The organism is Marinobacter sp. ES-1 (assembly GCF_000475255.1).
Taxonomy (GTDB): domain Bacteria; phylum Pseudomonadota; class Gammaproteobacteria; order Pseudomonadales; family Oleiphilaceae; genus Marinobacter; species Marinobacter vinifirmus.
Map to the genome: position 1 here is coordinate 115,594 of NZ_AXBV01000030.1, position 7,205 is coordinate 122,798.

Consider the following 7,205-nt stretch of genomic DNA (forward strand, 5'->3'; position numbering starts at 1 on the left):
GGCTTGAGGCCAGCCTATGACACTTGCCGCCTATTCCATGCGGGCCCTGCCAGACCAGTTGTCGGGGCTTATATCCCTGGCACTGGACCTGCGCTGGACCTGGCATCACGGCGGCGATCAGTTATGGCGGGCCCTGGACGAAGAAGCCTGGGAAGCCACCCATAATGCCTGGCTGGTGCTCAACGGGGTTGCAGTGGAGCACCTGCAGGCGTTATCCCAGGATCCGGATTTCCTGACTCTCTATCAGGAGCAGGTCAGCCGGCACGAAGAGTTTACCCGGGCTGCGACCTGGTATTCGGATTCCTGCAATAACAAACTCGATGGCGGAATCGCCTGGTTCTGCATGGAATATGGTGTTTCCGAATCACTGCCTCTGTACAGTGGCGGCCTCGGAGTACTCGCTGGCGATTTCCTAAAAGCTGCCAGTGACCTCGGTGTTCCGGTGATGGCCGTGGGCCTGCTGTATCAGCAAGGCTACTTCCGACAAGCCCTGAACACGGCAGGCGAACAGATCGAATTCCATCCCTATAATGATCCCACCATGTTGCCGGTGTCGCCCTTACGGGACAGCAACGGCGAATGGGCGAGGGTAACCGTGCCTTTTCCCGGAAGGGAGGTTCGGCTTCGGGGCTGGAAAGGCCAGGTGGGGCGTTGCGAGCTCCTGCTGCTGGACAGTAACGACCCCCGCAACGAACCCGGCGACCGGGGTATCACCAGTGAACTTTACAGTGGCGACCCGGAAAAGCGTCTGCAACAGGAAATGGTTCTGGGCATCGGAGGCTGGCGTTTGCTGGAGCTTCTGGATCGGAAACCGGCACTTTGCCACATTAACGAAGGCCACAGCGCCCTGGCCCTGGTAGAGCGGGCCCACCAGTGGCAGCGCAGCCAGCAAACCGATTTCGAAGTCGCCCGCGTTGCCACCCGGGCCACTAACCTGTTTACCACCCACACTTCTGTGGCCGCCGGGTTCGACCGTTTTCCCCGCGCACTGGCGGCCCTGTACCTGGAACCCTGGCTTTCCGGGCAGGGCAACCGCCTGGAGAACCTGCTGGGCATCGCCAATGGTGGCACATCAGACCTGAATATGGCGGGGCTGGCCCTGGGCATGAGCGGCCGCTTCAACGGTGTCAGCCGGATACACCAAAAGGTGACTCAGACCATCTTCCAGCCCTGGTTTGGTCGCTGGCCCACGCCGGATGTCCCTGCAGACTACGTGACCAACGGAATCCATACCCCGAGCTGGGATTCTCCGGAATCCGACCAGCTCTGGACTCGCGCCTGTGGCAAGGACCGCTGGCGCCAGCCAATGCTCGAACCGGAACCCATGTGCGACGTTGATGACCTGTCTATCTGGGAAATGCGCCGCAGCCAGCGCCGCCGGCTGGTGGGTTATCTGCGCAAACGCCTGCACGCACAACATTGCGAACACAACTACGGCAGCAACCCGGACGCCGCCTGCGGCCTGTTGCTGGATGCAGAAACCCTGACACTGGGTTTCGCACGGCGGTTCACGGCCTACAAACGCCCGGACCTGTTGCTGAAAGACCCGGAAAGGCTCGTCCGGTTACTGACCACCCGTGACCGGCCGTTGCAGATCGTGCTGGCTGGCAAGGCACACCCGAAGGACAAGGTTGGCAAGGAACTGATCCGGCGCTGGAAAGCCTTTTCGCAGCGCCCGGAAGTGGAAGGCAAGGTAGTGTTCATTGAAGACTACGACCTTGCGGTGGCCGGCCAGCTGATTCAGGGCGTTGACGTGTGGTTAAACACCCCGAGCCACCCGTGGGAAGCCTGTGGCACCAGTGGCATGAAAGTTCTGGTGAACGGCGGGCTCAACCTTTCCCAGTTTGATGGATGGTGGGCGGAAGCCTGGAACGATCAGGTTGGCTGGGCGATACGGCCCGGGGCCAGCTTTGAAGAACTGGCACTGGATGGCAGCCATGACGACTCGGATGCCCGGGAACTTTATGAACTGCTGGAACAGCAGGTGATTCCGGAATTCTACCACCTGGATGACAAGGGCTTGCCCGGTACCTGGCTGCAACGCATCCGTGCCAGTATGGACCAGCTGACCGCCCGCTATTCGGCAAACCGCATGGTGCGGGAGTATGTTTCCGACTTTTACCTGCCGATGGCGGCCCAGGGTAACGAGCGTACTCCGGAAATCGCGGCCGAGCTGGTCGCCAATCGAAAGAACGTCTGCCGGCACTGGCCAAAACTACGGTTTGGTGAACTGACCGAACAGACGGGCGACAACAGCCAGACCTTTTCACTCTGTGTTTACCTGGACGGCCTGGGTCATGAACAACTGGCGGTGGAACTGGTGGCGGAAGCGTCGGAGTTCGGGCCAAGACTGGTGCAACCCATGGCTATGGAGCATGCACTGGAGGGGTCAGAAGACAGCTATCTTTACCGGGCAACCGTGCCCCCGCGCCCGGCGGGCCACTTCACCCCGAGAATCCGGGTAAAGGATGCCCGCCTGAACCTGCCGCTTGAAGACAGCCACATCCTTTGGTACCGATAGAATCAGCCGCGCCAGAATCCCGGTGATAACACAATCACCACGCTGAGAATCTCCAGGCGGCCCATCAGCATACCCACCGAAAGAATCCACTTGGCGGCATCCGGCAGCGGGCCGAAGTTACCGGCAGGGCCGATAATGTCGCCCAGTCCAGGCCCAACGTTGGTGAGCGATGTCAGCGCGCCCGACAGCGAAGTGACAAAATCCAGCTGCAGGGAAGCCAGCAGCACTGTAATGATCAGCAGGCACAGCAGGAAAATAAAGGTATAGGCAATCATCGAGGAGATAATCTCGTCGCTGACCGCCCGGCCGTTGTAATTCCGGGTAAACACCGCGCGGGGGTGCAACAGGCGCATCAGCTGCTCCCGCAGGATGATCAGAGACAGCTGGAAGCGGAAAATCTTCATACCGCCGGCCGTAGAGCCGGAACAACCGCCGACAAACATCAGGAAGAAGAAGGCGACGAACGCCAGCGGGCCCCAGGCTGAATAGTCTTCCGAGGCGTAACCGGAGGTACTCACCACCGAGGTAACGTTGAACAGCGTGGAAACATAGTTATGGAAGGGGTCGAATGCTACCGGCGATACCCACCACCGGTGCAGCGTGAGCAACAGTGGCACTACCAGCAGAATCGCCAGGAACAGGCGTACCTGCTGATCCTTGAACAGCACAAAGTGCTGGCCGTGCATTTCCCGCACAAACAGGAAGAACGGCAAGCTGCCGAGCATCATAAAGAAGGTTGCTTCCATAAGGATCAAGTCGTTGAACTTGCCCATGGACATGTCGGAGGTGGAGAAGCCACCGGTAGCGATACTGGTCAAACCGTGGTTGAACGCATCAAACAGGCCCATACCGGATAACCAATAGGTCGTTACTGCGATGACCGTGAATACCAAATAAACGAACAGAAGGCCACGGCTGAGGGTTTTCATCCGGGGCAGGGCCTTGTCGGTCCACTCCGAGGATTCGGTCGCAAACAGGCGCATACCGCCCACCCGCAGGAACGGCAGAACAGCAACGAACATACCGATAATCCCGATGCCACCGAGCCATTGCAGAATGGAACGCCAGAGCAGCAGGTCCCGGTCAAAGTTGTCCAGCCCGCTGAAAACGGTAGCGCCCGTGGTGGTAATGCCGGAGGTGCCTTCAAACACAGCATCGGCAGCAGAAATACCGTTATCGCTCAGATAAAAAGGCAGGGACGAGAGCAGGGCGATAATAAACCAGCTGGATACGGTCAGAACAAACATGTATCGGGGCTTGAGCTCCCGATTATTGTTGCGGGTAAGCAGGATACCCAGAATACCCAGCACACAGACGATCGCAGCAGACTCTGCAAACGCCATGGCATTAGGCGCGCCAGAGGGCGTTCCAGCCAGGAGAAACACCGGTAACGTCATGAAAGCACTCAAAAGTACAAACATCACGCTGACAATAAAAATAACAGGATTTAGATTTCTCAAGGTGCGCCCGTACCAGCTGACAGTGAGAGGCCGTCAGGATACCCGCGGTGCCCTGTATCCGCAAGGTAACAGCCCGCGTGGCGCAGGATTACCGGCAAATTAAAACACTGTAAATTCCGGGTAAATGCGGAACCTTACTATGGCCACTGCCGTTGAGTTGGTGCAAGTTGATAACAGGAGTGCAACACAGCTCCGTTTTTCACCAAGGAGAAACGCTATGACTATCAAAAAGAATGTTCTGATTGCGTCTGTGGCTACGGCCGGCATTGCCATGGCTGGCGCCGCATCGGCCCAGGATATGTACAAATCTGGCGTTGGAGGTTTGTATGCGGGTGCGAATTACACGTTTATGAACGCGGATTTTGAAGGAATTGGTGATGCCGACGCGGGAACACTGTCCGGCAAGGTTGGTGTAATGGCCACCGAATACTTTGGAGTGGAAGCTCGCGCGGGTTTTGGTGTAGATGACGATACCGTTCGGGGCGTTGACGTTAAACTGGACAACTTCTTCGGCGGCTACGCCACCTTCAACATGGTAAATGAGAGCCCGATTACGCCTTACGGGGTGCTGGGTTTCACCCGTATCGAAGCTGAGGCAGGTAATGCCAAGGACGACGACTCCGACTTTTCTTATGGCGCTGGCGTGAACTTCGCCTTCGCCCCGAACCTGTCCGCAAACCTGGAGTACATGCGTTACTACGATGATAACGATGTAACCGTGGATGGCCTGGGCATCGGCATGCAAGTCAATTTCTAACCCCGCGCCCAACGCACAAAGCCCGCCGGAAGCCTCTTCCCGCGGGCTTTTTCATGCTCAGCCGTTTATAAAGGACCCGAGTAACAACACCCCGCCATAGCCCAGCGTATAGGCAGCCAGCAAGTGCAGGGCGTAGCGCATGTAGGTGCCAAAGGTGAGCCCCTGAATCTTGCTCATGGCGACAATACCTGCGGCAGAGCCGATCACCAGCAAAGAACCGCCCACGCCCACGGCGTAGGTAAGCCCCATCCATTCTGCAGGGCTCATATCAATCCCGGATTTCAGCAACGCAGCGGTCAACGGAACGTTGTCGATAATCGCCGAGAAAATGCCCATCAGATAATTGGCGTAGATTGGCGGCAGTACGTCATAGATGGCTACCAGCGAATCCAGCGCGTGGATTTCCTTGAGCATACCCACCAGCAACAGAATACCGAGGAAAAACAGCAGGGTTTCGAACTCGATCACCCGGATGTACTCCAGGATCGGGTCCAGGTCTTCGTCGCTGCTCATGAACCGGGACACCAGGAACATGATAGAAAGACCGAACAGAAAGGTAAGAACCGGCGGGATGCCAAACAGGGCATTTCCGCTGATGGTGCCGATAATGGTCGCCAGGAACAGAATCGCGATGATCACATCAACCTTTCGCACTTCATTGGAGCTGGCTTGCAGCGTCACCGTTCCGGACAGCCCGCCGGAGAGGAACACCGCCAGGATAAACACCGTGATCGAAGCCGGAATGGCCAGCGTCAGCAATGTCAGAATCTCTACCTTGTCGGCCAGGAAGATCATCAGCGTGGTTACATCGCCGGTAATCAGCGAGACACCACCGGAGTTCACCGCAAACACAACCAAAACAATAAATTGCAGGCGTTTCTTGAGTTCAAGGTTCAGGGACAGGATCAGTGAGCAGGAAACGAGGGTAGCGGTGATATTGTCCGCCAGGGACGAAAACACAAAACAGAACAGCCCGGTGAGAAACAGCAACCGGCGTTCCGTCACTTTGCGTGGCATGATCAGGTAGATCATGTTCTCGATCATGCCTTTCTTGTTCAGGTAAGCCACGAACGTCATCGCCGCTACCAGGAACAACCAGAGCCCGGCAATCTCGGCAATACTTTCAGACAGCCCGGCAGAGACCGCGGCAGTTTCATCCGGGCTGGAACTGAACAGAAACAGCAACACCCAACTCAGGGTGCCAAAAAACAGGGTCGTCTTTGCCTTATTAACGTGGATGACTTCTTCGAAAATCACGCCAAGAAGCGCAAGTACCGCAACCGCAATCAGAACAGCATCAAGAACTGGCATCTCAGGATCCTGAACCGCAGAAAAGGAATGGCAGCCCGTGAATGAGCCGCCGGGAAAGTCGTTGGCGATTCTAAACCTGTATGGCGCTTATCACAAAGTCTCCCAGTCAGATATCGTATTTAACATAATATACATTATGCGCAGTACGGTATGGGGTTTTGGGGCGATTCGGCCAACAAGGAACCCCCCGCACGCGGGTGCCCCCCTTGTTCAGCGACTGGCTCAAATGTACCCCTCAGCACCGTGATTGGCCTGTAGCCCTTGTGCCACATGGCTTTCGGGGTTTTTCTGTACCCCTCATGGGCCTGCATTTTGAGGGGGGGCGGCAAATTTTGGAGTTTGTACCCCCCCTATTAGACGGAGGGGGGTTGGCCGAGATCTTCCGTGCCTGAGAATTCGGTGTAAACTTCTCCTGTAGTCCATTTTGAGATCCCAATCCCACTAGGTGCGCCAACGCCGATGATGTGGGATTTCTCATTCTTAAAGCCTGCTTGGTATGCCCAGGCGAATTCTTCACCTGGGGGAATATCGAACCCGGCCTTGCCGGGTTGATTCCACTGTAGGCCTTCTCTGGACGGCGATTAAACGCCGTGGCGGGATTCCCACTGACGACAGAGCCATGCCTGCCCATTTCTCAATGACCAAAGATCAGCAACTCACCTTCCTGCGTTTGCCGGTCAAATTGCGGGGAACCTATGTCACTTGGCTGATGGGATACAACCCCTACTTCCTAATGTCCCGCGAAACCTACTACCGCCATAAACGAGAGCTACTGTCGACTTTTGGGATCGATATTTCGCATAGGGTGTGACCCGAAAAACCCTGTAAAAACAGACTATTGAATATACATTATGCGCAATGCGGTATTGGGGTATCTGCTCAAACAGGTAAGCCCTTCATGTCGGCAGAATGGCAAACACAGGCCACGCCGTATTTCACTGAACTGGCTCTAAAGCCTCAATCAGGCCCTGGTGGGGATTCTGCACACGCAGCCGGCCACTTTCCAACTCTGTGATAACGGTAAAATGCAGAACAACCTGGCCGGCCATCACAATCTGCACGGGCTGGCCCAGGTTTGCCCTGGTCATTTCGTGGAGCTCAGTTCGGCCTTGGTCGTCGAGAACAATCCATAGAATGCGTAAACCGCTGAAGGTTG

Annotated in this window: 6 protein-coding genes; 3 read left to right on the forward strand and 3 right to left on the reverse strand. The window is 56.4% G+C overall.

Translation table 11 applies throughout. From position 1 onward, the window contains the following. Positions 1 to 16 precede the first annotated feature (16 nt). Complete coding sequence (gene glgP / locus Q668_RS03700) at positions 17 to 2,521, forward strand: alpha-glucan family phosphorylase (RefSeq protein WP_022988258.1); 2,505 nt, start codon at positions 17 to 19, stop codon at positions 2,519 to 2,521. 2 nt (positions 2,522 to 2,523) lie between these two features. On the opposite strand, the gene Q668_RS03705 is transcribed toward glgP, so the two are convergent. Further along, complete coding sequence (locus Q668_RS03705; RefSeq protein WP_036219095.1) at positions 2,524 to 3,942, reverse strand: TrkH family potassium uptake protein; 1,419 nt, start codon at positions 3,940 to 3,942, stop codon at positions 2,524 to 2,526. 256 nt (positions 3,943 to 4,198) lie between these two features. On the opposite strand from Q668_RS03705, the gene Q668_RS03710 reads away from it, so the two are divergent. Continuing rightward, positions 4,199 to 4,738: a porin family protein gene (locus tag Q668_RS03710; RefSeq protein ID WP_022988260.1), complete on the forward strand. Its 540-nt coding sequence runs from the start codon at positions 4,199 to 4,201 to the stop codon at positions 4,736 to 4,738. A gap of 57 nt (positions 4,739 to 4,795) precedes the next feature. Here Q668_RS03710 and nhaD read toward each other — a convergent pair whose 3' ends face one another. Beyond that, positions 4,796 to 6,049 carry a sodium:proton antiporter NhaD gene (nhaD, locus tag Q668_RS03715; RefSeq protein WP_022988261.1) on the reverse strand — a complete coding sequence of 418 codons (1,254 nt, stop codon included), beginning with the start codon at positions 6,047 to 6,049 and terminating at the stop codon, positions 4,796 to 4,798. Between the two features lie 637 nt (positions 6,050 to 6,686). Here nhaD and Q668_RS17740 point away from each other — a divergent pair. Continuing rightward, entirely contained in the window at positions 6,687 to 6,860 is a 174-nt protein-coding gene (locus Q668_RS17740; protein ID WP_227498277.1) for a phage/plasmid replication protein, read from the forward strand. A gap of 124 nt (positions 6,861 to 6,984) precedes the next feature. Here the strand turns inward: Q668_RS17740 and Q668_RS17195 are convergent. Further along, positions 6,985 to 7,205: hypothetical protein (locus Q668_RS17195; RefSeq protein ID WP_227498270.1), on the reverse strand; the 221-nt coding region annotated here is incomplete at its 5' end.